The sequence below is a fragment of the Arthrobacter sp. D3-16 genome (assembly GCF_054408515.1).
Genome location: NZ_CP096437.1, coordinates 446,556 through 471,716, shown reverse-complemented (window position 1 = coordinate 471,716; position 25,161 = coordinate 446,556). Strand labels below are relative to the sequence as shown.

Annotated in this window: 27 protein-coding genes and 1 pseudogene; 13 read left to right on the top strand and 15 right to left on the bottom strand. The window is 64.0% G+C overall.

Translation table 11 applies throughout. The features are described 5' to 3' along the window. Positions 1-45: 45 nt before the first annotated feature. A pseudogene (locus M1D32_RS02305) lies at positions 46-225 on the top strand (DUF3040 domain-containing protein); the annotation flags it as partial. Here M1D32_RS02305 and M1D32_RS02300 read toward each other — a convergent pair. Beyond that, complete coding sequence (locus tag M1D32_RS02300; RefSeq protein ID WP_458780758.1) at positions 181-1,323, bottom strand: DMT family transporter; 1,143 nt, start codon at positions 1,321-1,323, stop codon at positions 181-183. The pseudogene M1D32_RS02305 and the gene M1D32_RS02300 sit on opposite strands and share 45 nt — an antisense overlap. Then, a complete protein-coding gene (locus M1D32_RS02295) occupies positions 1,320-1,934 on the bottom strand; it encodes a TetR/AcrR family transcriptional regulator (RefSeq protein ID WP_458780757.1) in 615 nt (204 codons plus the stop codon). Before M1D32_RS02295 ends, M1D32_RS02300 begins: the two co-directional genes overlap by 4 nt. A 181-nt stretch (positions 1,935-2,115) precedes the next feature. Here M1D32_RS02295 and M1D32_RS02290 point away from each other — a divergent pair, with 181 nt between their 5' ends. Then, positions 2,116-3,024 (top strand): SDR family NAD(P)-dependent oxidoreductase, encoded by a 909-nt coding sequence (locus M1D32_RS02290; protein WP_458780756.1) that lies wholly within the window; start codon positions 2,116-2,118, stop codon positions 3,022-3,024. Positions 3,025-3,052: 28 nt separating this feature from the next. Here the strand turns inward: M1D32_RS02290 and M1D32_RS02285 are convergent, their stop codons facing one another. Genes M1D32_RS02285 through M1D32_RS02275 form a run of 3 tightly spaced genes read right to left on the bottom strand, consistent with a single transcriptional unit; the run spans position 3,053 to position 4,644 of the window. After that, entirely contained in the window at positions 3,053-3,493 is a 441-nt protein-coding gene (locus M1D32_RS02285; protein ID WP_458780755.1) for an SRPBCC family protein, read from the bottom strand. A 48-nt stretch (positions 3,494-3,541) separates the two neighbouring features. Further along, on the bottom strand, positions 3,542-3,820 hold the full coding sequence (locus M1D32_RS02280) for a hypothetical protein (RefSeq protein WP_458780754.1): 279 nt from the start codon (positions 3,818-3,820) through the stop codon (positions 3,542-3,544). A gap of 50 nt (positions 3,821-3,870) precedes the next feature. Continuing rightward, positions 3,871-4,644 carry an SDR family NAD(P)-dependent oxidoreductase gene (locus tag M1D32_RS02275; protein ID WP_458780753.1) on the bottom strand — a complete coding sequence of 258 codons (774 nt, stop codon included), beginning with the start codon at positions 4,642-4,644 and terminating at the stop codon, positions 3,871-3,873. A 199-nt stretch (positions 4,645-4,843) separates the two neighbouring features. On the opposite strand from M1D32_RS02275, the gene M1D32_RS02270 reads away from it, so the two are divergent. The 5 genes from M1D32_RS02270 (at position 4,844) to M1D32_RS02250 (ending at position 9,495) form a co-directional block, all read left to right on the top strand. Beyond that, the gene (locus tag M1D32_RS02270) at positions 4,844-6,181 is read left to right on the top strand and encodes an MFS transporter (protein WP_458780752.1); all 1,338 of its coding nucleotides are present in this window, start codon (positions 4,844-4,846) and stop codon (positions 6,179-6,181) included. A gap of 35 nt (positions 6,182-6,216) precedes the next feature. Further along, positions 6,217-7,125, top strand: a complete 909-nt coding sequence (locus tag M1D32_RS02265) for a transketolase (protein WP_458780751.1) — start codon at positions 6,217-6,219, stop codon at positions 7,123-7,125. Beyond that, positions 7,122-8,141, top strand: a complete 1,020-nt coding sequence (locus M1D32_RS02260; RefSeq protein WP_458780750.1) for a transketolase family protein — start codon at positions 7,122-7,124, stop codon at positions 8,139-8,141. Before M1D32_RS02265 ends, M1D32_RS02260 begins: the two co-directional genes overlap by 4 nt. Before the next feature lie 121 nt (positions 8,142-8,262). Further along, a complete protein-coding gene (locus M1D32_RS02255; protein ID WP_458780749.1) occupies positions 8,263-8,922 on the top strand; it encodes a GntR family transcriptional regulator in 660 nt (219 codons plus the stop codon). A 120-nt stretch (positions 8,923-9,042) separates the two neighbouring features. Next, the gene (locus M1D32_RS02250; RefSeq protein ID WP_458780748.1) at positions 9,043-9,495 is read left to right on the top strand and encodes an LbetaH domain-containing protein; all 453 of its coding nucleotides are present in this window, start codon (positions 9,043-9,045) and stop codon (positions 9,493-9,495) included. A 23-nt stretch (positions 9,496-9,518) separates the two neighbouring features. Here the strand turns inward: M1D32_RS02250 and M1D32_RS02245 are convergent, their stop codons facing one another. From M1D32_RS02245 to M1D32_RS02205, 9 genes are all read right to left on the bottom strand, one after another. Continuing rightward, positions 9,519-10,583: a HoxN/HupN/NixA family nickel/cobalt transporter gene (locus M1D32_RS02245; protein WP_458780747.1), complete on the bottom strand. Its 1,065-nt coding sequence runs from the start codon at positions 10,581-10,583 to the stop codon at positions 9,519-9,521. Continuing rightward, positions 10,583-11,539, bottom strand: coding sequence for an urease accessory protein UreD (locus tag M1D32_RS02240; RefSeq protein WP_458780746.1), 957 nt, complete (start codon positions 11,537-11,539; stop codon positions 10,583-10,585). Before M1D32_RS02240 ends, M1D32_RS02245 begins: the two co-directional genes overlap by 1 nt. Beyond that, the gene (gene ureG / locus M1D32_RS02235) at positions 11,536-12,153 is read right to left on the bottom strand and encodes an urease accessory protein UreG (RefSeq protein WP_458780745.1); all 618 of its coding nucleotides are present in this window, start codon (positions 12,151-12,153) and stop codon (positions 11,536-11,538) included. The genes M1D32_RS02240 and ureG overlap by 4 nt, the downstream gene beginning before the upstream one ends. A 26-nt stretch (positions 12,154-12,179) precedes the next feature. Beyond that, a complete protein-coding gene (locus tag M1D32_RS02230) occupies positions 12,180-12,848 on the bottom strand; it encodes an urease accessory protein UreF (RefSeq protein ID WP_458780744.1) in 669 nt (222 codons plus the stop codon). 207 nt (positions 12,849-13,055) lie between these two features. Beyond that, complete coding sequence (gene ureE, locus M1D32_RS02225; RefSeq protein ID WP_458780743.1) at positions 13,056-13,535, bottom strand: urease accessory protein UreE; 480 nt, start codon at positions 13,533-13,535, stop codon at positions 13,056-13,058. Between the two features lie 18 nt (positions 13,536-13,553). After that, positions 13,554-15,341 (bottom strand): urease subunit alpha, encoded by a 1,788-nt coding sequence (gene ureC / locus M1D32_RS02220; RefSeq protein WP_458780742.1) that lies wholly within the window; start codon positions 15,339-15,341, stop codon positions 13,554-13,556. Continuing rightward, on the bottom strand, positions 15,338-15,697 hold the full coding sequence (locus M1D32_RS02215) for an urease subunit beta (RefSeq protein WP_458780741.1): 360 nt from the start codon (positions 15,695-15,697) through the stop codon (positions 15,338-15,340). Before M1D32_RS02215 ends, ureC begins: the two co-directional genes overlap by 4 nt. 9 nt (positions 15,698-15,706) lie before the next feature. Continuing rightward, positions 15,707-16,009 carry an urease subunit gamma gene (locus M1D32_RS02210; protein ID WP_458780740.1) on the bottom strand — a complete coding sequence of 101 codons (303 nt, stop codon included), beginning with the start codon at positions 16,007-16,009 and terminating at the stop codon, positions 15,707-15,709. Positions 16,010-16,227: 218 nt separating this feature from the next. Next, the gene (locus tag M1D32_RS02205) at positions 16,228-16,779 is read right to left on the bottom strand and encodes a cysteine hydrolase family protein (RefSeq protein ID WP_458780739.1); all 552 of its coding nucleotides are present in this window, start codon (positions 16,777-16,779) and stop codon (positions 16,228-16,230) included. A 471-nt stretch (positions 16,780-17,250) separates the two neighbouring features. Between M1D32_RS02205 and M1D32_RS02200 the strand changes: the two genes are divergently transcribed. The 6 genes from M1D32_RS02200 to M1D32_RS02175 all read left to right on the top strand — a co-directional run bounded on the left by M1D32_RS02200 (position 17,251) and on the right by M1D32_RS02175 (position 24,340). Continuing rightward, entirely contained in the window at positions 17,251-18,267 is a 1,017-nt protein-coding gene (locus M1D32_RS02200) for a LacI family DNA-binding transcriptional regulator (RefSeq protein WP_458780738.1), read from the top strand. Between the two features lie 276 nt (positions 18,268-18,543). Then, the gene (locus M1D32_RS02195) at positions 18,544-19,884 is read left to right on the top strand and encodes an ABC transporter substrate-binding protein (protein ID WP_458780737.1); all 1,341 of its coding nucleotides are present in this window, start codon (positions 18,544-18,546) and stop codon (positions 19,882-19,884) included. Between the two features lie 103 nt (positions 19,885-19,987). After that, positions 19,988-20,938, top strand: a complete 951-nt coding sequence (locus M1D32_RS02190) for a carbohydrate ABC transporter permease (protein WP_458780736.1) — start codon at positions 19,988-19,990, stop codon at positions 20,936-20,938. Positions 20,939-20,941: 3 nt separating this feature from the next. Beyond that, positions 20,942-21,868 carry a carbohydrate ABC transporter permease gene (locus M1D32_RS02185; RefSeq protein WP_458780735.1) on the top strand — a complete coding sequence of 309 codons (927 nt, stop codon included), beginning with the start codon at positions 20,942-20,944 and terminating at the stop codon, positions 21,866-21,868. 55 nt (positions 21,869-21,923) lie between these two features. Continuing rightward, positions 21,924-23,435: an arabinosylfuranosidase ArfA gene (arfA, locus tag M1D32_RS02180; protein ID WP_458780734.1), complete on the top strand. Its 1,512-nt coding sequence runs from the start codon at positions 21,924-21,926 to the stop codon at positions 23,433-23,435. Then, a complete protein-coding gene (locus M1D32_RS02175; RefSeq protein ID WP_458780733.1) occupies positions 23,432-24,340 on the top strand; it encodes an aldose 1-epimerase family protein in 909 nt (302 codons plus the stop codon). The genes arfA and M1D32_RS02175 overlap by 4 nt, the downstream gene beginning before the upstream one ends. A gap of 108 nt (positions 24,341-24,448) precedes the next feature. Here the strand turns inward: M1D32_RS02175 and M1D32_RS02170 are convergent, their stop codons facing one another. Next, entirely contained in the window at positions 24,449-25,039 is a 591-nt protein-coding gene (locus tag M1D32_RS02170) for an HhH-GPD-type base excision DNA repair protein (protein ID WP_458782261.1), read from the bottom strand. Positions 25,040-25,161: the final 122 nt, after the last annotated feature.

Here is a 25,161-nt window from a genome sequence, read left to right as displayed (position 1 = left end):
TACGGTCGATATCGATACTCCCGACTTAGATTTCAAGGGCGTCCAATGCCAATGTCCGAAGAGGAGCGGAGGCTCCTTAAGGAGCTGGAGCTGGGGCTGATCGCCGACGATCCCCACCTGGCCATGGAACTGCTGTACGGCTACCCCTCACACCGGTTCAGTTCAGGCTTCTACTACGGTTCAGCCGCGGGCCTGCTCGGCCTTGTGCTCTTCATCGCCGGGGTCAGCGGCCAGGTCATCGGTGCGGCTGTCTCCGGGTTGTTCCTGATGGCTCTGGGTGCCTGCCTCGCGCTGAACAAGCATCCCCTCGTGCGCCGCCGCCGGCGCGGACAGCCCACCTAGTCCTGCGTCGCCCAAGCGCTGTTGCCCCTCTTGTGAAGCGCGTGGGAGCAGGAAGAACAGGCCTGCCAGGACGGTGGCGGCCCCCAGCCAGCCCGCGGCCGGCAACCGTTCCCCCACCACCAGGACCGCCAGTGCCGCTGCCACCACAGTCTCCACCAAGGAAAGGCCCGTCGCAGTGCTCGCACGGACCCGCGCGAGGCCCCACCCGAACAGGACGTATCCCGCAAACATCGGCACGAGTGCCATGTACGCCCCGACGGTGAAGTTCGTCCACGACTCGACGAGCGGGCGGCCGGTGACATGGAGGACTGGCATCAGCAGGACACCGCCCACCCCAAACACCGTCCCCATGGCGGCCCGGGAGGACACGCCTCCGCCGATGAGGCGGTGGGCTGCCCACGAGTACAAAGCGTAGGTAGCCCCTGCAACCAAACCGAGGGCTATTCCCGCGGCGCTGGCCCAGGACGCGCTGGCCCCAGACGCGTTGGCCCAGGACTCCGCCGCGGGACCTGCGCCGCCGTCGCCGGGCCGGTGCCCTGCAAACGACAACAGCACGGCGCCGCCCACAGCGATCAGCGCCCCAATTATCCAGCGGAGGGTGAGCGGCTTCTGGTCAACGAGGCGTTCGATCAACGCCGCTGCCACGGGGGCCGAGCCGATGGAAACCACAGTTCCCACTGCCACGCCGGCAAGATGCATTGACGTGTAAAAGGCCAGAGGGTAGACCGCAACTGCGAACGCCCCCAGGGAAACCAGCGGCCATTGCTCCGCCAGGCGCCGCCATTGGGCACTGATGGGGTGGGCCGCGTAGAGAGCCTGCAGCAACCCGCCAACTCCCATCGCAACGGCACCGATGGCCAAGGGGCTGACGGCCGGGGCAAACGTGGCAGCAGTTCCTGTGGTGCCCCACAGCACCGATGCGGCGAGCACAAAGACAGCGCCCCAGACAGGACCTGGGGCGAAGCCGGTGGACGCAGTCACAGCCCGTCCAGCATCTGTGCGGCAATGGTCCGGCCCTCAAGAAGCCGGGCATCCCCACCCTCAAGTCCTGCACGGACCACGGCACCTTCGAGGAGGAAGGCCAGATGGGTGGCCAGCCTTATCCGGCGTTCCTCCTGGTCCGGGAGCAGTTCGGCCAGATGCGCGGAGAGGAGCGCCTCAACTTCCTCCTTGTGGCGCCGCACCGCCAAGCGACCCAGGCTGCCTGCCGGCAGTTCGGCGGCAGCGTTGAGCAGTCCGCACCCCCGGAATCCGTGGTGGTACGCAAAGCGGGCATGATCGAGGTAGGCGTCAAAGATGGCCAGCACGCGCTCCCTCGGTCCAGCCGCGGCGTCCACGCGCGTCCGGTAGAGGCCAAGCCATTCCTCGTGCCGGGCTTCAAGGTATGCGCCCACCAGGTCGGACTTGGACGCGAAGTTGTTGTAGAGGCTCTTTTTTGCCACCCCTGCCTCGGCGGTGACGGCATCGATGCCCGTGGCTCCGACGCCTTGTTCGTAGAAGAGCCTTGCGGCTGCCGTGAGCAACAGCGCGCGGGCGGACTTCCTGGGCGGCACGGACACATGTGACGGCACAGACACGGTAGGCGAGGGCACCGGCGCTCCTTTTGACTAGGTAGGTAGTAGGTAGGCCAGTCTACCTACTCCCGCTGGCCTGTTTCCAGGTGCCCTGATTTGCCGTAGGAAGGGGTGCGGCGAAGGCGTAACCTGAAGGCGCTTGGGCTCCTTGAAGGAGCTGCAACTGAAGCCGGAAGGCCGAGGTGCTGAGGAGGCGGCGATGGGATCACTGGAGGGGCGCCTGGCGCTGGTGACGGGCGCGACGGGCGGGCTGGGGAAAGCCGTAGCCGCCGGCCTGGCGCGCGAGGGAGCAGCGGTTATCGTCGTTGGCCGCTCCGCTGCCCGGGCGGAGGCGGCAATGGCGGACATCAGAGCACTGGTTCCGGCTGCCAGGCTCGAACCGCTCGCCTGTGACCTGTCGGCCCAGCCCTCCATCCGGCGGGCGGCGTCCGATGTCCTGTCCCGCCACGACAGGCTGGATGTGCTTGTCAACGCCGCAGGAGTCTTCCGCAAGGAACGCCACGTTACTCCCGACGGGCTGGAACTGACCTTCGCCACGAATGTGGTGGCCTACTTCCTGCTGACACAGGTGCTGCTTGACGCCCTCAAGCGCGCCGCGAGTGAAGGAAAGGCAAACGCCGGAACTGCAGGGACGGCTGGCCCGGCGGCCTCTACCGCACGAATCGTCAAGGTTGCTTCAAGGTACGGCAACGCCACGCTCAGCTTCGATGACCTCCAGACGGCGAAGGGCAAGTACAGCTACCTTCGGTCCACGCCGCCCACAATGCTTGCCCGTGTTCTCCTGACACAGGAGTTCGCCCAGCGCCTGCGAGGCACGGGCGTGGTGGCGAACGCCGTCCATCCCGGCCTCGTCAAGAACACGGCACTCCTGCAGGACGTTGGGGGGCCATTCCGCTGGGTCACCAACACTTTCGGCGCCCCGGCCGACAAGGCAGCAGACACGGCTGTCTGGCTTGCCACCTCACGCGAAGCAGCGGACGTTTCCGGGAAGCTTTGGGCAAAGCGGCAGGAACTCCCGACGCCGGGTATGGGCTCGGATCCTGAAGCACGCCGGCGTTTGTGGGAGGCTTGCTCCCGTCTCACCGGGCTGGATTCCTCCAACGAATGATGCTGCGATGCCGCCGCGGTGCCTTTCGTTATACCCCGGCGCGGGAGTTGAGCGTGTCCCTGATCCCGTTCAGCGCGGGGTCCCGCAGCGACATAAAGGCCGGCTTCAGCAGCGGCTGAATGATCTTGGCCGGGCCCTTGATGCTGAACTCCGCCGTGTACTTGACCACCGAACCCGCACCGTTGGAGCTCACGTCGATCGAGTCGAAAGCCGTTACCGTCTTGTTCTCGCCGCGGAGCTTGATGTGGTTCTCCGTCAGCTCGATGACCTCGTATTCAAGGGTCTGGCGTTTGCCCCGGAACTCCGACTCGGCGTGGTACCTGTGCCCCACAGCCACAGGACCTGGAGTCAGTTTGTCCATCACCGGGGTGCTGGGGTCCCACTCGCTCGTGTTTTCGAACTCCCGCATGTAGGCAAAGGCCTGCTCGGCGGGCAGCTTGGTTTCCACACTTCCGGTGACGGTGATCATCACCCCAGTGTAGGAACCCTGCGGCGGGAAACCCACCCCTTCGCTTGCCTACCGGGATCCGCGCCCTTGCCCGGACCCGGAGAGTTGCATGGCCGCCATCTTGAAGCAGAACTTGCCACCAAGTTCCTTCGGCCGGATCCACACCTCGTAACCCTCTGCGGCAGCAAAAAGGGCTCTGCCGCCTCCTGCGTCTGCCGCCAGCCACAGGGCTGACGAATCAGCCATGGCGTCATCGACCACACCGGTGCGCACAATTTCGAAGTCCTTTCGGACCTCCACCGGCGTCCCAATGAGCCGGCTCCAGTCATGGTAGCGATATGGCTTCATCGCATTGCCCAATCCGCCCGTTCTCCAGCAGGCACTCGTCGCCGGCTCCGTTAGTGCATGTGGCTTCCGCCGTTGATGTCGATGGTGGTGCCGGTGAGGTAGGCCGAGTCCTCCGAGGACAGGAAGGTGATCACGGCTGCGACTTCTTGGGTGGTCGCGTTGCGGCCCAGCGGAATTCCGGCGTTGATGGCGGCTTCCTGCTCTTCCGTGCTGCCCACCCGGATGTTGGTGTCCACGGCACCCGGGGTGATGGCGTTGACCGTCACCCCGGTGGTCCCCAGTTCGCGGGCGAGGGCCTTGGTGAACCCCAGGATGGCCGCCTTTGCTGCGGAGTACGGGACTTTCCCGAACACGCCACCGCCGCGTTGTGCGGACACCGAGGACATGGTGACGATGCGGCCCCAGCCGTTGTCGATCATGTCCGGCAGGAACGCCTTCGTCACCAGGTAGGTGCCTGTTGCGTTGACGTCCATCACCTTGTGCCACAGCTCAAGGGTGGTCTCGAGGAACGGGACGGGAGAGGTGATGCCGGCGATGTTGGCGAGGGCGCCTACGGGAGGCAGGTTGCCCGCGGCGACCTCGGCGGCGACGGCTGCCTGGGCGGCGGCAACGGACGCTTCGCTGGCGACGTCCACCTCGTGACCGAAGGCAGGAACGTTGTACTCGTTTCCAATTTCGGCTGCGACCTTCGCGGACTTCTCGCCGTCGAGGTCCAGAATGACTACCGCCCAATTCTGGCTGGCGTAACGCCGGGCGGTGGTGATGCCTATACCCCGCTCGGAGGTTGCTCCGGTAAGGACGGCAGTGCGCTGAGTCGTGGTCATGATGCTCCCTTGGATCAATGAGTACGTGGAGATGAAGCTGGGTCAAAGTGACTAGGACCACAATATGGCTCTTAGTGTTGACAGTCAACCCTTAAGGTCGACTGTTGACATTGAGCATGACGGGCATCACACTGGGTCTATCATTTGTTAACCGTCGACAGCGGCCGCCCCGTAGGCCGCTCTCCGAAAGGGAACCACCATGAGCAACGAAGCTCTGAAAATGCGCGGCCACGTGCACGGCACCAAGGACGCCAAGCGCGTTGCTATTGGCTCCGGTGTGGGCGCTGTGATTGAGACGTATGACTTCATCGGTTTCGGCACGGCCGCTGCGCTGTACTTCGGGACCGCGTTCTTCCCCACGGGCGATCCCGTGACCGGAACACTCGCGGCCTTCGCCACCCTGGGAGTCGGCTTCGCTGCCCGCCCCATCGGCGGCATCATCGGCGGGCACCTTGGCGACAAGGTGGGACGCAAACCGGTTCTGGTCGCCTCGCTGATCATCATGGGTGTGGCCACCTTCCTGATCGGCCTCCTGCCGACATATGAGCAGGTCGGCCTGCTCGCACCCGCACTGCTGGTCTTCGTCCGCATCGTCCAGGGCCTGGCCTTCGGTGCCGAATGGGGCGGCGCCATCCTGATGAGCTACGAGCACGCACCGTGGAAGGCCAAGGGCAAATACACCGGCATAGTGCAGGCTGGCTTCCCGGTAGGCCTCCTGCTGGCGAACCTGGTCTTCCTGGTAAGCGTCAACCTCGGCGGTGAGCTCGCCTGGCGCGTTCCCTTCCTGGCCAGCATCGTGCTTGTTGCCGTCGGCCTGATTATCCGCTCCAAGGTGCCCGAGTCCCCCGTCTTTGACGAGGTCAAGGAAAGCGGCTCCATCGTCAAGAACCCGATCATCGAGGTCATCAAGACCGACTGGCGCAGCATTGTCCGCGGCATCGGCCTGCGCGTTGCGGAAACTGCCGGCTACGCCGTGTCCATCACGTACATGATTTCCTACCTGCACACCGAGCAGCTGGCGGACAAGACGCAGACGCTCGTGGCGCTCTGCATCGCTTCCTTCATCGGCATCTTCGCCACTATGGCCTGGGCGCGGCTCACCGACAGGATCGGCCGCCGCCCCCTGTACGTCTGGTCCTGCGCCTTCGCCGCGCTGTTCGGCATTCCCATGTTCCTGCTGGTGAATACCGGATTGTTCATCTTCGTCATCGCCACCATCGTCATCTCCTACGCTGTCTGCCAGAACTCGCTTGCCGGCGCGCAGGGTCCGTGGTTCCCCGAACTGTTCCAGGCCAAGACCCGCTCCTCCGGAGCCTCGCTGGCCTACCAGATCTCGGCCATGGTCTCCGGATTCACCCCCTTCGTCACCACCCTGCTGTTCGTGGCCCTGGGCTGGATGGGCCCTGCCCTCCTCTTCAGCTTCTACGCCGCCATTGGCCTCTGGGCCGCCATTGTCACCCGGGAAACCTGGGGCAAGCGGGAGCGCGAGCTGGCTGACGAGGCCACCAAAAGCACCCCCAACACAGTGAGCGTCTAATGACCACCACGCACGAACCAAACACGGAGCAAGCAATGGCAACAGATACTGTCCAGAACCAGGCAGACGAAAGCCAGGTGGCCCCCGACCTGGCGCAGGACCGCATCGCGGGAATCAGCGCGGCCGCCTACCGCATCCGGCACCACGCCCTGAACATGGGCGAGGTCCAGGGCCAGGGCTATGTGGGCCAGGCACTCGGCGCTGCGGACATGCTCGCCACCGTCTATGGTGACCAGCTCCGCTTCAAGGCGGAGGACCCGCACTGGGAGGCGAGGGACAGGTTCCTGCTCTCCACCGGGCACTACGCGATCGGCCACTACGCGGCCCTCGCCGAAGCCGGGATCGTCCCGGTGGAAGAACTGGAAACCTACGGTTCCGATGATTCCCGGCTGCCGATGTCCGGGATGTCCACCTACACCCCGGGCATGGAAATCTCCGGCGGCTCCCTGGGCCACGGCCTGACCATCGCCGTCGGCATGGCCCTGGGCCTGCGCTACCAGGGCTCCAACGCCCGGGTATTCAACTTCCTCTCCGACGGCGAACTGGACGAAGGCTCCACGTGGGAGGCAGCCATGGGCGCCCACCACCACCAGCTGGGCAACCTCACCGCCATGGTGGACATCAACGCACTGCAGGCCGACGGCAAAACCGACACCGTCCTGCGCACCGAGCCGGTCACCGAAAAGTGGGAATCGTTCGGCTGGTACACCCAGCGCGTGGACGGAAACGACGTCGCCGCGCTGCTCGTAGCGTTCGACAACGCAGCGGCCCAGGCCGCCGCCGTCGGACGACCCTCCGTCATCCTCTGCGACACGAAGGTAGGCCGGGGCGTTCCCCTGCTGGAGAACCGCGAAAAGGCGCACTTCATGCGCATCGAAGAACACGAATGGCAGACCTGCCGCGAGCAGCTCACCGCCGGATACAAAGGAAAGGCTTCAGCATGAGCACCACCACCGAGGCCCCCGACACCACAACAGCGGCCAAGCCCAAATTGAAAACCTCGGCCATGATCGCGTCCTTCGCCGATCCCGGCCAGAAGACCACGTCCGCGCCGTTCGGGCACGCGCTCGTGAAGGCGGCACAGGAAAACGACAGGATTGTCGGCCTGACCGCCGACCTGGGCAAGTACACCGACATGCACATCTTCGCCAAGGCCTTCCCGGAACGCTTTTTCCAAATGGGCATGGCCGAGCAGCTGCTCTTCGGCGCAGCAGCAGGCCTGGCCGAAACCGGGCTGGTGCCGTTCGCGTCCACCTACTCCGTGTTCGCCGCCCGCCGCGCCTATGACTTCCTCTGCCTCGACGCCGCCGAACCGAACCTGAACGTGAACATCGTCGGCGGCCTGCCCGGCCTCACCACCGGCTATGGCCCCAGCCACCAGGCCACCGAGGACATGGCAATCTTCCGCGGCATGCCCAACCTGACCATCGTTGACCCCTGCGACTCCATCGACATCGAACAGGCCGTCCCGCAGCTGGCAGCAAGTGACGGGCCAACCTACCTGCGCCTGCTGCGCGGCAATGTCCCCACTGTTTTGGACGAGTACGACTACAAATTCGAACTCGGCAAGGCCAAGGTCCTGCGCGGCGGCAACGACGTCGTATTCATCTCCTCCGGCCTGATGACCATGCGCGCCCTCCAGGCAGCCAAGGCGCTGGCCGCACACAACGTGGACGTCGCCGTCGTCCACACCCCCACCATCAAACCGTTCGACGCCGAAACCGTCCTCAAGGAGATCGACACCGACCGGCTCGCCGTAACGCTGGAGAACCACAGCGTGGTGGGCGGCCTGTTCGAAACCGTCGCCTCCGCCGTCGTCACCGCCGGCGTTGGCAAACGCGTGGTCCCCGTGGCATTGCCGGACCAGTTCCTCGACGCCGGCGCACTGCCCACCCTCCACGACCGCTACGGTTTGGCCGTGGACCGCATCGTGGCGAAGGTGCTCGCCGAACTCGGCTAGCGCGGCGACGGCGAATGTGGGAAGCACGGCACCGGTCCCGCCCGGCGCCGTGCTTTCTGCCGTACTATCGAAACTACAACCGACTGTAAACAGTCGACTTACAACATCGAGGACAGACGCCATGGCCGGACTGACAGCCCCGCTGCTGGGACTGCAAAAGAAGAGCCTCCGTGAGCAGGCGCTCTCAGCGCTGAGGACCGCCATCACCAGCGGCGAGTTGGCGCCCGGGCGGCATTTGGTGGAAACAGAACTTTCCGAGATGCTGCAGATCAGCCGGGGAACGCTGCGCGAGGCCCTGCGCCAGCTTGAACAGGAGGGTCTGTTGTCCGCCGGGCCGCGCGGCAGGCTGTCAGTCCGGCACCTGGACGAGAAGGAAATCCGGGACATCTTCGCTGTACGGGCGGCCCTTGAATCCTTGGCTGCACGCACCCTCTGCGAACTCCCGGACCGGGCCCACGCAATCCAGTCCCTGCACCAGACCATAGACGTTATGGAGGCAGCCCAGGATTTGTCCTTGGAAGAGCGGATCGAATCCGATATGGAATTCCACCGCACTCTTTGCCGCCTGACCGGCAATGAAACCCTGCTTCACTCCTGGGAGTCCTTGGAAGGGTCAATCAGGATGTCCATCATGTTCGGCGGCCTGGATAAGGGCGTCAAGAACATGAGCGTTGACCGGCATCGTGACATCGTGGCGGCCATTGAAACAGGCGACGCATCACTCGCCCGGAAGACCATCCGCGCACATATGGACACCGCCGCAGCCAACCTCGTGGCCTGAGGCCCAGGCCTCAAGAGTCCGCACCGCCGTTGTCGTCCCGGTTCCCGGGAATCCATTTGAGTTCCGAACCGTTAACTGAATGTGCGGCTGAAAAGGCCGCCACCGTTAACGAGGGATTGAATGAACGCGAAGTTTGTATCAGTTGAAGACGACGCCGGGAAGGTCACCCGCTACGCCCGTCACGCCAATGGCGGCGGCCTCATCGCTCCCGGTGCCACAGCAGCCGAAAGCTCACGCATCGGCCCTATGACCTATGTGGAGTACGGCGCCCGGATCGGCTCGGGTTGCAAAATCGGCCACGGCAGCTGGATCGACCGCGATGCCACTATCGGGGACAGGGCCGTTATTGGCGATGGCGTGCGGATCGGCCGGGGCACGGTGATTGGAAACCGGGTACACATCGGCAGCCACTCACGCATTGGTTCCAGCGTCCTCATCGAGCACGGGGTGCACCTGCACGCAGACAGCAGGGTTCCCGACGGCGGTCAGGTGCCGCTGGCGTCGAAAGCAGGTGTCCCGGACCAGGCAAAGACCCGTCCGCACCGGAAGAACAGGGGCCGGATGGCGGCCTGAACCGGCTGGCCCGGGCTTGTGCCTTAGTGCCGCGGGCGGCGCTCCACCCGCCCCTTCACCGCAGCGGCACCCCACACTGCCAGCAACAGCACTACCAGCAGCAGGCCGGCGTCGCCCAGGTCAACCGATCCCAGCCACACGGTCAGGGGGTCGTCCAGCGCGAAGGCGGCGTTGACGAAACCGCCCAGCGTGATCACCGCAATGAACAGCGCGGACACCGCCGAGATACCGGTCACCAGGGCGTTGAAACCGAGCTTCCGCGGTGGGTCATCAAGCGCCGAGCGGTACATCCGCATCATGGCCAGCCCGTTCAGGGAGTCGCACAGCGTCATGGCGGCGGTGAACGCCAGTGGAAGCGCCAGCAGGGCAGCGGCCGGCACCCCGGCCAGGGACGCCGCCGTCGTCATCATCAGCAGCCCTATGGTGGTGGCGGTGTCAAACCCCAGCCCGAACAGGAAGCCGATCACGTAGATGCTCAGCGGCCGCCGGACCCTGGCCAGCGGCCGGGCGAGCAGCCGCGCCACCAGTCCGGTTGGTTCGAGGTCCTGGGGATCAATCGCGGCCCCGGACCGCGCCCGGCGGTAGGCCTGCACAGAGCGGGCGAAGGCCGACCCGTTAAAGAGCCCCATCGCCAGCAGGAACAACCCGGAAACGGCGCTGCCGATCAGCCCGAGCACCAGGTTGCCGGCAGATCCGTCCTGCATGAACTCGCCAATGGCGGCGGCACCGGCAATAACAAGCACACCGGCCAGCGTCACCACCGAGCTGTGTCCGAGGCTGAAGGCGAAGCCGACGCTGACCGGGTCCTGGCGGTTCGCCACGATCTTGCGGGTGGAGTTGTCGATGGCCGCAAGGTGGTCCCAGTCGTAACTGTGCTTCACACCCGCGAGATAGGCCGTCAGGACCAGTCCTCCGGTGAGGGCCTGGGCACCGGCTCCCCCGGCGTTCCCCGCGCCGCCGGCCAGCAGGAGTACGACGGCGGCGGCGTGCAGGGCGGCCACGGCACCGAACATCCACAGCACCCGGGTCCGCAGCGGCAAGCCGTCCCGCCCCCGGTACAGGGTGGTGATGCTGGTGCTGGCTGCCATCAGTGCTTCCTGAGGTTCAGTGGTTCCTGCCCGTGCCACCGCTCGCGGAGGAGGGAGGTGCAGGCGCCAAGAAGGAGGCTCAATTCCCCTGTGCTGTTCGACAGTGACCGCAGGACCAGCCCAGTGGCTCCTGCGATGCTGCGGGTCAGCGAGATTCCGGTCAAGGCATCACGCAGCGAAGTGATGCTGTGCAGCTCGTCGGCGAGCGCCTGGTCCACCCGGGCATCCACCACGATCAGCGACCCCAGGTGGCTGAAGCCCTCCATAAACCCCAACCCGGTGACATCCCCTGCCGGCGGCCGGATGAGCAGGTTGTCCAGCGCCAGGAGCTGGCTTCCTTCGTCTGTCCCGACCCGTATCTCGTTCCGCAGCCGCAGCTCCTCGTAGCGGAACGCCGCTCCGTCTGGCGACCATCCGGGTGTCACCACTTCCGCCATGACCAGTGACGACGACGGCCGCACCGTAAAAGAGGTGTTCTGCCGATAGCTGGCCTCCCGGTAGGCAATGAGCTGGTCAGGCACCAGTTCCAGCCGCGCCCCCTCCCCCAGGCGAACAACCATCCGCTGCTCAGCACAAGAGCCCGGAGTCCGGTACACCTTCGTAGCGGACTGCGTGGTTAACAACAGATCAGCGCCTGCTTCGACTTCCACGTTCAGCACAAAAAGATCCGCCCCAAGATAAGCCCCGCCAGGATTGACGACGACGTAGCAAACCTGCCCCGAGTCATCCAAATAATGTGGTCGCAAGACTCTGAGGGCGCCTTCATGGAACTGTGTGGAAGCAATGGACTTGCCGTTACGCACGTTGATGCCCAACTCCAGCCGCCCTCTCGCTGGGCGATGAGCGGTCGCGGATGAAGGGGGCCGCGGCGTGGCGGGCACCGCGGAGCGGACACGGCCCCCTTCATCCGCGGGCGCCGCCCAAGGTGAGATGACAGCGGAAGTTTTTTGGCTCATATCGCGAGGTCGAGCATCAGGACGTCCCGCCTCACCCATTCGATGACCTTGTCGAGCCCTTCGTCGGTCTTGAGGTTGGTGAAGCAGAACGGTTTGTTACCCCTGAAATCCCGCGAATCCGCTTCCATCACTGCCAAATCAGCGCCGACATGCGGGGCGAGGTCGGTTTTGTTGATGATGAAGAGGTCGGACTTGATCATGCCTTGGCCGGCTTTGCGGGGGATTTTCTCGCCTTGGGCCACGTCGATGATGTAAATGGAAAAGTCGACGAGTTCGGGGCTGAAGGTGGCGGAGAGGTTGTCGCCTCCGGACTCGACGAAGATGACCTGCAGGTCGGGGTGCCGGGCTTTGAGTTCCTCGATGGCAGCGGTGTTCATGGAGGTGTCTTCCCGGATGGCGGTGTGCGGGCAGCCGCCGGTTTCGACGCCGATGATCCGGTCCACGGGGAGGATGCCGTTGGCGGCGAGGATTTTGGCGTCCTCGATGGTGTAAATGTCGTTGGTGATGGCGGCCATGGAGATTTCGCCGCTCATGTGCCGGGTGAGCCGCTCCACCAGCTGGGTTTTACCGGCGCCGACGGGTCCGCCGATGCCGATTTTGATGGGTTCAGTCATTCTGTCCTCCTAAGTAAAAAGCGCTGCTAGCTCATGAACATCCGGGCACGTTGGCGTTCGTGCCGCATTTGCGAAATTTCCAGTCCGGGGGTGACGGCACCGAAGTCCTCCAGGGTGAGGTGAGAGACCCGTTCGACGGCGGCAGCGACGTCGTCCGCCGCTTGCTGAAGCAGCCGCTGCCCGGCGTTCTGGCCCAGCGGGATGGCCCGGACGGCGTTCTGGGTCAGGGACGTGACGGCGGCGAAAAGGTAGGCGGCGAGTGCCTCCTGCAGCGGCACTCCCAGGGAGCGGGCGACGACGGCGAACGCCAGCGGCTGATGCCCTGCGGCAAGGCCCTTCCTCACCAGGTCCCGGTACAGTCCGAGTTCCTCGGAAGGGAAGACCTCCCCGCCAATCTCGAGCAGCCGCAAGCCCATCTTGACGCTGGCCTCCCGAACCTGCCGAGGCAGCAGCGAAGCCGACAAGAGTTCATCCAACTCCCCAAGATCAACCCCCTCAAAAAAGAGCTGAATAGCCAACCCATCCGAGTAAGTCAGCTGTTGCCCAATGAACGCCCCGAGCCACACCCCAAAACCAGCCTCATCAACCACGAGCCCCCGCTCGATGTAAGTCTCAAAGCCAAGAGAGTGCGCAAAAGCCCCAGTAGGAAGCGCAGAGTCAGTCAGCTGCTGCAAAGCAAGCTGATAACTGCTCACTGAGCGACCGCCAAAGGTGACGAACGCAGGCGACGCGAGGGATATGGGGCCGCGGCGTGGCGGGCCGCGCGGGGGGCCCACAGGCGCGAGGGCCCCGATCCGAGCTTGCGAGGATTGGGAGCGCCTGGGGACGGGCACGGCCCCCAATCCGGGGCGACGCACCCAGCCAGCACACGCCGTAGGACGCGCAGCGCGGCGACAGGACTACTAGTGCGAGTGTTCAGCATGGCGGAAAGGAACAGGCATGACGCGTTCCTGTCGGGAGTAGGGCACGGCAGCGTGGCGAAGGTAGTCCTCGACGGTGTGGTCGTAAGCGCACACCATGACGTCGGCCCCGTATTCCGAAGCAGGCTCGAAGAACTGGGCCTGCAGGTGCCGGTTGCCGAGGGAATGGGCCACGACGCCCATCTCGTGGATGGTCCTTGGCGCGATCACCAGGACGTCGGTGGGGAGCACCGATACCACGATCATGTTGGAACCGGCCACGTGCAGGATGTCGCCGTCGCGCAGGTCCCCCGACCCGGAGGGCAGCCGGATGCCGATCTCCTTGCCGTGGTCGGTCGTGGCGCGCTGGATGCGTTTAACCAGCTGGGCGCTCGGCAGCACCACTTTTTCCTGGTGCAGGCCGGCGTAGGCGTGCGGGTCGGGCAGCTCGTGCAGGTTGCCGAGGACTTTTTCGATGATCACGTGGGGCTCCAGTGGGTGTTAGAAAAGGAAGTAGCGCTGGGCCATGGGCAGGACGTCGGACGGCTCGCAGGTGACGTCCTCGCCGTCCACCGTTACCCGGTACGTTTCCGGGTCCACCTGGATGTCCGGGGTGGCGTCGTTGTATTTCAGGTCGGCCTTGGTCAGGGTCCGGATTCCCGAGACGGGCCGGATGACCTTTTCCAGGCCCAGCTCGGAGGGGACGCCGGCGTCGATGGCTGCCTGGGACAGGAACGTGATGGAGGACTGCTGAAGGGCCTTTCCGAATGCAGCGAACATCGGCCGCATGGTGCGCGGCTGCGGGGTGGGGATGGAGGCGTTCGCGTCGCCCATCAGCGCATAGGCGATCTGGCCGCCCTTGAGCACCAGCTCCGGCTTGACGCCGAAGAAGGCCGGGTCCCACAACACGAGGTCGGCGAACTTGCCCTCCTCCACCGAGCCCACCGAGCCCGCGATCCCCTGGGCGATTGCCGGGTTGATCGTGTACTTGGCGACGTAGCGCTTGAGGCGGAAGTTGTCACTGCCGGAACCCAAACCCTGCGCTGAGCCGTGGACGCCGGCAGCGCTATTCCCCCGGGGATCCTCCAGCACGCCGCGCTGTTTCTTCATCTTGTCCGCCACCTGCCAGGTGCGCGTGATCACCTCGCCCACCCGGCCCATGGCCTGCGAGTCGGAAGAGGTGATGGAGAAGATGCCGAGGTCCTGCAGCACGTCCTCGGCCGCGATGGTCTCCGCCCGGATGCGCGAGTCAGCGAACGCGACGTCTTCGGGGATATCCGGGTTGAGGTGGTGGCACACCATCAGCATGTCCAGGTGCTCTTCGATGGTGTTGCGCGTGTACGGCAGCGTGGGGTTGGTGGACGCAGGCAGGACATTGGGCATGCCTGCGATCTTGATGATGTCCGGGGCATGCCCGCCGCCGGCACCCTCGGTGTGGAAGGTGTGGATGACGCGGCCGTTGATGGCGCGGATGGTGTCCTCCACGAAGCCGCACTCGTTCAGGGTGTCGGTGTGGATGGCAACCTGGACGTCGTATTCGTCGGCGACTGTCAGGGATGTGTCGATGGACGACGTGGTGGATCCCCAGTCCTCGTGGACCTTCAGCCCGATGGCACCGGCGCGGATCTGCTCGGCCAGGGGTTCGACGGCGGAAGCGTGGCCCTTGCCGAACAGGCCGATATTCATGGGGAAGCCCTCGGCCGCCTGGAGCATCCGCTGGATGTGCCACTTCCCGGGCGTCACCGTGGTGGCCTTCGTGCCTTCGGCCGGGCCGGTGCCGCCGCCGATCATGGTGGTGATGCCGCTGGCCAGCGCCGTGGGCACCTGGTCCGGGGAGATGAAGTGGATATGGGTGTCCACTCCCCCGGCAGTGAGGATCCTGCGCTCGCCGGCAATGATTTCGGTGCTCGCGCCGATCACGATGTCCACGCCGTCGGTGATCTGCGGGTTCCCGGCCTTGCCGATTTTGAAGATGTGTCCATCCCTGATGGCCACATCAGCCTTGTAGATGCCTGTGTAGTCCAGGATCACCGCGTTGGTGATGACGGTGTCCGGCACTCCGCCGCCGGAACCAACACCGCCGGAACCAACACCGTCCCGTGTCACTTGGCCGTTCTGGCCCATGCCGTCCCGGATCACTTTGCCGCCGCCGAACACCACCTCCTCGCCGTAGGCGGTAAGGTCCTTCTCGATCTCAAGGAACAGGTCGGTGTCAGCCAGGCGGATGGCATCACCGGTCGTCGGGCCGTACAGGTCGGCGTACTGCCGGCGTGAAATCTCGAAGCTCACTTGCCGCCCTCCTTCACGCCGTCCTGCGCTCCTGCCGGCCCCTTGCCGTCCGACAGCGGCCCGTTGACGGCGTTACCCAAGCCGTACACTTCCCGGGCGCCGGCCAGTTCGATGAGCCGCACCTTCCGGGAATCCCCTGGCTCGAACCGCGCAGCAGTGCCCGCGGGAATGTCCAGGCGCCGGCCGTAGGCGGCTTCCCGGTCGAACGTCAGGGCCGCGTTCGCCTCAGCGAAGTGGAAGTGCGACCCCACCTGCACGGGCCGGTCACCGGTGTTAACCACGGCGACGTCGATCGCTTCCCGTCCCGCATTCGCCGTCACCGGCCCGGGCCGAAGAATGTACTCCCCTGGAATCATGGCCTGCCTTCAGCGGATGGGATCGTGGACGGTGACGAGCTTGGTGCCGTCCGGGAAGGTTGCCTCAATCTGCACGTCATGGATCATCTCGGGCACGCCTTCCATCACGTCCTCCCGGCGCAGCAGCGTGGTGCCGTAGCTCATGAGGTCAGCAACTGTGCGGCCGTCCCGGGCGCCCTCAATCAGCTCGTAGCTGATGATGGCCACAGCTTCGGGATAGTTGAGCTGGAGTCCACGGGCCTGGCGTCGCCGTGCCAGGTCTGCGGCCACCACGATCAAGAGTTTTTCCTGCTCACGTGGCATCAGGTGCATGAGGGTCCCTTCGACAGCCAGCGGACGGCGTGGGACCCACAGTAGGGGGCGGAGGTTTCCGCCACGTTTCAGGTTTGTTATCCCCGGCTCTCCACTTCCTTGGAATGCGCACCGGTCTCCGGCAACGCGCTGAATCTCCCCATGTTTCAACGCCGGCGGGGCGATCCCTACGGCGGGTCGGCGCGACACGCCGTCGTCCGTCCTTAGAGGTGGGAGATTCAGCGGCTGAGCCGGGCCAGGATCTCGTCGGTGGACTGGACCGGCTGGCGGTAACTGGTGGAGAGGATGCGCAGCATGTCCTTTGCGTCCTGGTTGTCTTCCGAGGCCATCGCGTCCTTTGCGTATGTCACCCGGATATTGTGCGCGAAAGCATCCGCGCCGGTCTGGGCGATGCAGTTGTGGGTGGAGACTCCGGCGAGCACCACTTCGTCAGCGCCCCAGTTACGCAGCCGGGACAGCAGGTTGGTGCCGACGAAGGCACTGTCACGCGTCTTGTTCAGCTGGGGCAGGCCGTCGATGGCGAGGCCGGGCACGGCTTGCGTCTGCTCACTGCCGCGGAAAATGAAGCCCTGGTCATCGTCAAGCATGTTCAGGGTCCAGGTGGATTTGTCCCGCTCGTGCTCGGTTCCCACCATCAGCGCCTTGTGCCCGCTTGCCTTGAAGGCCTCGAGCAACCTGTTGCAGGAGAACACCAGCCGTTCCTGTTGCGCCGCCAGTTCCGGCGCCTCGAAGTACGCGTTCTGCATGTCGATGACAAGAAGTGCAATCATGTGGCACCTTTCCCTCGTTGAGCTCTGCGGGAAAGGTACCCTGAGGCCTGCCGGGCGAAACCTGGGGTGAATTCCAGGCCCGCCTGCCGAAGACTTTCCGGCCAAGGAAGGCGTCGCGGAATTTGTCCTCAGGTCCAAGCGCCGGGCCAGGACCCGAAAGTCATCAAACCTGGGGTAGACCGGTGCGAGCTGTTCGGCTTCCGCCGCGAAGAGCTCGCTCCAGTGCGGGCGCAAGTCGAAAGGTGCGAGCGCGGCCTCAAGTTCGGGCAGGAGCACCTCAGCCTCCGCCTGAAGCGGCTTCCAGGTGAAGTGAGGACTATCAACTGCTGGGGGCGATGGTTAGCGGCCACACCCGGCACCGGATGGTGAGCCCGGGCCGCCGGTACGCCGGGCCCCGGTCATCCTACAACGTTGTAGCCTTGGTACCATGGGTGACGCACAGGGCGTCACGGCGGGATCTCAGGGAGCAGCATGGCGGCCACACTAAAGGACGTTGCACTGGCGGCGGGCGTGTCCATTAAGACTGTCTCCAATGTCATCAACGACTACCCGCATATTCGCACGGACACCAAACAGCGGGTCATGGAGGCTATCGCCGAGCTCGGCTACAGCCCCAACATGTCCGCGCGCAGCCTGCGGTCCGGCAAGACCGGCGTGATCGGGCTCGCCGTTCCCGAGCTCTCCTTGAGCTACTTTGCCGAACTGGCGGATTCAGTCATCAAGGCCGCCGCCCGTCGCGGCCTGAAAGTCCTCATCGAGCAAACCGGCGGGGACCGTGCCCATGAACTGGAAATCCTGTCCAGCCCCCGGCTCCAGATGACCGACGGCCTGCTGTTCAGCCCTTTGGGCATGTCGAACGAGGACGCCCAGTACCTCAATGTTAATTTTCCGCTCGTACTCCTCGGTGAGCGTATCTTCGGTGGTCCCACCGACCACGTAACCATGAGTAACGTGGAGTCAGCACGCGCCGCCACAGCACACCTGCTTTCTAAAGGCCGCCGGCGCATCGCCGTAGTCGGCGCGCACGAGGGCGAGGTTATCGGTTCCGCTGGTCTTCGTTTACGCGGCTACCAGCAGGCGCTCGAAGAAGCCGGCATTGAATTCGATCCGAAATTGGTGGCTTACACCACCTTCTGGCATCGCTCAAACGGCGCCACGTCCATGCGGCAGCTGCTTGCGACTGGCGTTGAGTTCGACTCAGTGTTCGGTTTGAATGACACCCTGGCACTTGGAGCGATGCGCGTGCTTCAGGAAGCCGGCCGGCGGATACCCGACGACGTCGCCGTCATCGGCTTCGACGATCTGGACGAGGGCAGGTATTCCCTGCCCACCCTGTCAACGATCGATCCCGGCAGGGACGAAATCGCCGACACTGCGGTGCGCGTCCTGCAGGAGCGGATTTCGGGGCTTGAGGGCAGCGCGCCACCGCGAGAGTACGAAGCACGGTTCCAGGTCATCGAGCGCGAATCTTCGGCACTGCCTGGCTAAGTGCATCTTGGCAGGAATTTTCAGCCGCAACTGCTTGACAGTGACGGGACTCACTGGGCATGATTCTTTTACAACGTTTACCTACAACGATGTAAAGAACGGCACCGGCGCCTGCGGCAACCTCAACGAGGTGACTCAGCAGGAGGACGGGCCCGGATCAAGGAAGATTCAGCGGCACAGCACTCTGTGCCCGGTGGTCATCCTTCCTGAAGCACCCGGACCGGCCGCCCACGGGCGGACCACGGTGGAATACCACCGCGAGAGGAAGCAAGAAATATGAAAGCCAAGTTCCTGGCATCGGTCGGCATCGTCGCCGCCACTGCCGCAGCACTGACCGGCTGCTCCGGCGGAAACGCAGGCGGCTCCGAGGCTGCGTCCTGCACTAACACCATCGTTAATGCGGAAGCGCCCCAGGTCACCGTCTGGGCCTGGTACCCCGCGTTCAACGAAGTTGTGGACAACTTCAACAAGACCAACGACGACGTGCAGATCTGCTGGACCAACGCGGGCCAGGGCAACGATGAATACACCAAATTCTCAACCTCAATCGAATCGGGCTCCGGCGCACCCGACGTGATCCAGCTCGAGTCGGAGGTCCTTTCCAGCTTTACCATCCGCGATGCGCTCGTTAACCTCACCGAGTTCGGTGCTAACGACGTCAAGGGCCAGTACGCCGAGGGCGCCTGGGAGGACGCCTCAAGCGGGGATGCCGTGTATGCCATCCCCGTCGACGGCGGCCCCATGGGAATGCTCTACCGCCAGGACATCTTCGACGCAGCCGGCATCCAGGTGCCAACAACCTGGCAAGAATTCGAGGCCGCCGCCCAAAAGCTGAAGGAGTCCGGCAACGGTGCTGTCATCGCTGACTTCCCCACCAACGGGCGTGCGTTCAACCAGGCTCTTTTCGCCCAGGCCGGTTCGGTGCCGTTCGAGTACGATTCCGCCAACCCGCAGGAAATTGGCATTAAAGTCAATGACCAGGGTGCCAAGGACGTCCTGAAGTACTGGGACGGACTGGTCAAGAAGGGCCTGGTTGCCACCGACGACGCATTTACCGCAGACTACAACACGAAGCTCGTGGACGGCTCGTACGCGGTCTACCTCGCCGCCGCCTGGGGTCCCGGCTACCTGCAGGGCCTGTCTGACGCCGACCCTAACTCAATCTGGCGCGCTGCCCCACTGCCGCAGTGGGACGCAGCCAACCCCGTTCAGGTCAACTGGGGCGGTTCCACCTTTGCAGTAACTAAGCAGGCCAAAGACAAGCAACTGGCAGCGAAGGTCGCCATGGGCATCTTCGGAAACAAAGAAGGCATGAACCTCGGCGTTGACAAGGGAGCTTTGTTCCCCTCATACTCGCCGGTCCTTGATTCCGAAGAGTTCGCCAACAAGGAATACCCGTTCTTCGGCGGGCAGCAGATCAACAAGGACGTTTTCCTGAAGGCAGCCGCGGGCTACGAGGGCGCAACCTTCAGCCCATTCCAGAATTACGCTTACGACCAGTTGACCGTGCAGCTTTACTCGATGGTCCAGGGCGAGAAGGACGCGGGCAAAGCCCTCGATGATCTCCAGGCATCCCTCGAGCAGTACGCGACCGAGCAGGGCTTCACCCTGAAGTAACCGCCGTGCGGGTGCCCGCGCCTCTGCGTGGGCACCCGCTCGTTCGGCACCCAGCGGACACCTCCACCGCGCCATCCGTCCCACTGCTTGAGGAAAGACCATCATGGCTACGACCACCGCGCCGACTTCGGCCCCGCGGGCCAAAGCACCGGCCCCCGCAAAGCACCGCCCCGACAAGAACTACCGGCGCCGGCAGCGCTGGGGATGGCTCTTCGTTGCGCCGTTCGCGGCAATCTTCCTGACATTCCTCATCCTCCCCCTGGTCTACGCCTTCCGGATGAGCCTTTTCACCAGCACGCTGGCCACTGGCACAAAGTTCGTGGGCGCTGACAATTACCTCAAGGCCTTTGGTGATCCTGTCTTTTTGCAGGGGTTGGTGACTGTAGCGAAATTCGCCCTGATTATGATTCCGGCCCAAATGATTGTGGCCCTGCTTGCAGCCCTTGTCCTGGACAACCTCGCCACGTGGGCATCCAAGTTCTCCCGGCTTCTGATCTTCGTCCCGTACGCGGTTCCGGTAGTGATCGGCGCCCTCATGTGGGGCTTCCTTTACAGCCCCCGCTTCGGGCCCGCCAGTTCCATTTTCGGTGCTCTCGGCATGGCCGCGCCCGAGTTCCTCGCGCAGGACAGCATTTTCGGCAGCCTCGTCAACATCGTGACCTGGCAGTGGGCCGGCTATTACATGATCATCATCTACGCCGCACTGCGCGGTATCGATCCCGGAATTTACGAAGCTGCTGTCCTTGACGGCGCCTCTGACCGGCAAATCGCATGGCGGATCAAGATTCCCATGATCTCGTCTTCCCTCGTCATGGTCGTCATTTTCGCCCTCATCGGCACCCTGCAGTTCTTCACCGAACCGCAAGTGCTCCGGGGGGTGGCGCAAGGAGCTATTCCGACGTCGTACACGCCCAATATGTACGCCTTCTCGCTGGCCTTCTCCTACAGCCAGTTCAACTATGCTTCCGCCATCTCCTTCGCGCTCGGCATCGTCGTGTTCGCCTTCTCCTTCCTTTTCCTCTTCCTGACCCGCAAGCAGAGCGGACTGAAATAAATCATGGCACTCGTCACCGATACCCCCCAGCTGAAGGGCGGCCGGAAAGGCCGCAGCGCCGCAGGCCGCGCCAGGGCCCGCAACGGCGGTCCCCGCATCGGCTCGCACATTTTCCTGCTCATCCTTGTCATCTACTTCATCACCCCGATCTGGTGGCTGACCGTCGCCAGCACCAAGGACACTGCCGGCCTCTTCGGAGGCTCAGGCGGGCCTCTCTGGTTTGATGATGAGTTCCATTTCTTCAGCAACGTGCAGGGCCTGTTCGAGCGGCAGGACGGCATCTACTGGCGCTGGCTCGGAAACTCGTTCCTGTACGCCATCTCAGGCGGCGTTGGAGCAACCATCCTCGCCGTGCTTGCGGGCTACGGGTTCGCAAAGTACAACTTTCGCGGCCGGGGACCGTTCTTCGGGCTCCTGCTCGGTGCGGTCATGGTGCCGCTCACAGCACTCGTCATCCCGACCTTCGTCCTGCTGAGTTCGGTAGGGCTGGTGAACACGGTTTGGGCCGTGATCCTGCCTTCGCTCCTCAGCCCGTTCGGCGTCTACCTCATGCGGGTCTTCGCCCAGGAAGCGGTGCCGGACGAACTGCTGGACGCCGCGCGGATCGACGGGGCAGGAGAAATCCGCACGTTCTTCCAGATCGCGCTGCCTTTGCTGCGCCCGGCCATCGTGACAGTACTCCTGTTATCCGTCGTCGGGACCTGGAACAACTTCTTCCTGCCACTGGCAGTCCTCAGCGATCCGCTGCTGCTTCCGGTCACCGTCGGGCTTAACGGCTGGCAGGCCCTGTCCAACGCCGGCAGCGGCGGTGAGGCCCTCTGGAACCTGATCACCACGGGCGCCTTCCTCTCAATCATCCCGCTGATCATTGCCTTCCTTTCACTCCAGAAGTACTGGCAAGGCGGATTGTCGCTGGGCTCGCTCAAGTAGCACGGCCCCCGCTTTCAGCCTCCAAGTACATACGTACGCACAGAAAGTCATTTTGATGCAGAACGCACGCCTCACCCTCGACCCGCACTTCACCGTCGGACGGATCAACCGCAACATCTTTGGCGGCTTCGTGGAACACCTCGGCCGCCACGTCTATGACGGCATCTACGAACCCGGCCACGAGAGCGCCGATAACGAAGGGTTCCGCCAGGACGTCATTGAGCTCGTCAAGGAGATGGGCGTCTCCACCATCCGCTACCCCGGCGGCAACTTCGTCTCAGGCTTCCGCTGGGAAGACAGCGTGGGACCGCGCGAGGAGCGCCCCACCCGCCTGGATCTCGCCTGGCACTCCACCGAAACGAACCAGGTGGGTATGCACGAGTTTGCTTCCTGGCTGCAGAAGGTAGGCAGCGATCTCATGCTCGCCGTCAACCTGGGCACGAGGGGCACGACTGAAGCGCTTGAACTCCTCGAGTACTCCAACCTGCCCAAGGGAACCGCCCTCGCCGACCAGCGCATGGCCAACGGACGGCCCGACCCCTTCGACGTCAAGATCTGGTGCCTTGGCAACGAGATGGACGGCCCCTGGCAACTCGGGCACCGCTCCGCTGAGGACTACGGCAAACTCGCAGCCATCACAGCCCGGGCCATGCGCCAACTGGACCCGTCCATCGAACTCGTTGCCTGCGGTTCCTCCAGCGCCCACATGCCGACCTTCGGCGAGTGGGAGCGCGTGGTGCTGACCCACACCTATGACGTGGTCGACTACATCTCCTGCCACGCGTACTACGAGGAGAAGAACGGGGACCTCGGGTCCTTCCTCGCCTCCGCCGTCGACATGGACCACTTCATCGAGTCCGTCGTGGCAACGGCAGACCATGTGAAGGCTGTCCGGGGCAGCTCGAAGACCATCAACATCTCCTTCGACGAGTGGAATGTCTGGTACATCAGCCGCTTCGAGAACGTCGACAAAATTCAAGGCCTGGACAATTGGCCTGTAGCACCCCGGCTGCTTGAGGACTGCTACTCAGTGGCGGACGCCGTTGTATTCGGCAACCTCATGATCTCGCTGCTCAAGCACGCAGACCGCGTCACCTCGGCGTCTCTGGCGCAGCTGGTCAACGTCATCGCGCCCATCATGACCGAGCCGGGTGGGCCCGCCTGGCGCCAAACCACGTTCTTCCCGTTCTCGATTACATCCAAGCTCGCACAGGGTTCGGTGTTGGAACTCAAGCTCGACGCCGGGACATACGAGACCAGCGAGTACGGCGTGGTGCCGCTCGTTGACGCGGTGGCAACGCACGACGACGAAACCGGCGCCACCGCAGTCTTCCTCGTCAACCGTTCCCAGACCGAAGAGACCACTGTGACCATCGACATCGCGGCACTTAAGGGCTTCAGCACGGTGGAGGCGCAGTCACTGTACGACACGGACGTTTATGCAAAGAACACGCTTGAGGAGCCCGAGCGGGTGGGTATGACGTCCAACACCACCGTGACGCTGGACGATGGAGCAGTAACTATCACCCTTCCGCCAGTGTCATGGACGGCCGTATCCCTGGCATGAACCATCCCGAATACACGATTGAGGGCGGCGGCTACACGGCCGTCGTCCTCGGTTTCGGTGCCACTGTCCGCGAACTGAGCTACGACGGACGGCCGCTCGTGGTCGGCTTCGATGCCGATGAGGATATGCCGAACTTTCGTGGCGCCTTCGTAGCTCCTTGGCCCAACCGCATAGCCGACGGATGCTACAGGTTCGACGGGGTGGAGTATCACCTTCCCATTAATGAGCCGGAGCGGGGCACAGCACTTCACGGACTCGTGTTCGACGTGCCCTGGTCAGCGGTGAAGCACACTTCCGATACTCTCATCCTGGGATGCACCATCGAGCCCACGGCGGCCTACCCCTTTACGCTCACCCTTGAGGCGCGGTTCAGCGTTGACAGCCGCGGCTTCAGAACAGACGTGGCAGCCACCAATACCGGGATTCGGCGCGCGCCCTACGGTGTCTGCCCCCACCCGTACCTCGTTGGAGGGCATTCACCGCTGGATGAGTGGCTGCTGGAGTTGCCCGCCTCGACGGTCCTGGCGGTAACTCCTGACCGCCTGCTGCCCGTGGCGAAGGCGCAGGTGGCCGGTACTGCCTTCGACTTCCGCTCGATCCGTGCCATTGGTAACGTGCAAATTGACCATGCTTTCACTGACATCGCCCGCGATGCGGATGGCCACGCCATAGTTCGGGTCATCGATCCAGTGCACGGGACCGGCACCGCGATGGTCTGGGATGCGAGCTGTCCCTGGGTGCAGATCCACACCGCCGATCTTCCCGGAAAACCGGAAACCACCCGGCTCGGCCTTGCCGTCGAACCCATGACCTGTCCTCCCGAGGCTTTCAATACCGGCGAAGACCTCGTGGTCCTGCAATCGGGAGAAACGCACCGCACGGGCTGGACAATCACGGCTTTGTGAAGCAAACACTGCCGCGGTAAGAAAACGCTGCCGGCCCTGTTCCCGCAGCACCGCGTTGTTGCGGGAACGGGGCGGGGCGTACCTCAGCCAGGAACTCAGGGACGCCTGTCAGCCGCCCGCTTTCGCAGCTTTCGCCGCAGCCTTCGCGGCTTGCTTGTTGGTCCTGACCTTCGCAAGAGACTCCGTGTCTACAATATCCGCAACAGAAAGGTAAGCCCCCTCCTTCCCGTAGTTTCCCGCAGCTTCACGCCATCCTGGCGCCTCCAGCCCGCACTGCTTTCCCAGCAGTGCGAGGAAAATTTTGGCCTTCTGCTCGCCAAATCCCGGCAAGGCCTTGAGCCGCCGCAGCACCTCGGCTCCGTCTGGTCCGCCCTTGGTCCAGATGGCCGCTGCATCCCCGCCCCACTCGCTTTCCACCACTTCGGCAAGCGCCTGCACACGTGCAGCCATGGACCCCGGAAACCGATGGACGGCGGGCTGTTCCTTGAAGACGTCAACGAACGCCTGCGGCTCCTGAGCAACGATGGATTCAGGCCGCAAGGATCCCATCCTCCTTTTGATCTTCACCGGCCCGGCAAACGCCGATTCCATGGTTACCTGCTGATCCAGCAACATTCCTGTGAGCAGGGCGAACGGATCTTCACTCAACAACTCGTCCGCAGCAGGATCCCCCGTGATATGCAATTCCATGGCGTCCATCATCCCAGACGCTGCACGCGCCCCACCTGCGAAGACGCCGAAACAGGTAGCCCGGCCAAAAAACCAAGTAGTACCTAACTGTAAAAACGAGTACCCGTTACCCGTTCTCCCCGGACGGCCGC